This window comes from Streptococcus bovismuti (assembly GCF_042436615.2).
In the GTDB taxonomy this organism is placed as follows: domain Bacteria; phylum Bacillota; class Bacilli; order Lactobacillales; family Streptococcaceae; genus Streptococcus.
In genome coordinates this window covers 1-301 of sequence record NZ_JBHMFR020000024.1, presented here as the reverse complement: position 1 = coordinate 301, position 301 = coordinate 1, and the positions used below count along the sequence as shown (strand labels likewise).

Annotated in this window: 1 protein-coding gene; it reads right to left on the bottom strand. The window is 45.5% G+C overall.

Annotation, left to right across the window (positions count from 1 at the left end):
• Window positions 1-301 (bottom strand): DUF1542 domain-containing protein (locus ACERDH_RS09815; protein WP_415741925.1); only part of this gene is annotated, 301 nt, incomplete at both ends.

Below are 301 nucleotides of genomic sequence, written 5' to 3'. Positions count from 1 at the left end.
TCTTCCGCTGTTAAGTCATTGTTTGCGTCGATCGCGTCATTCTTAGCTTTAAGTGCATCGTCGATTGCTTTCTTAGCTGCTGGTTTTGCTACCGGAGTTGGATTCACATTGTTTACTTCTGTTGTTCCATCAGCCTTAGCTTGTTCTACCGCCGCATTTGTTGTTGCGTTGTCGATGGCTTGTTTCGCTGCGTCGGCTTTGACTTTTGCATCTTCCTTAGCTGCAGTTTTTTCTTCGTCTGTTAAGTCATTGTTTGCGTCGATCGCGTCGTTCTTAGCTTTCAGTGCATCGTCGATTGCTT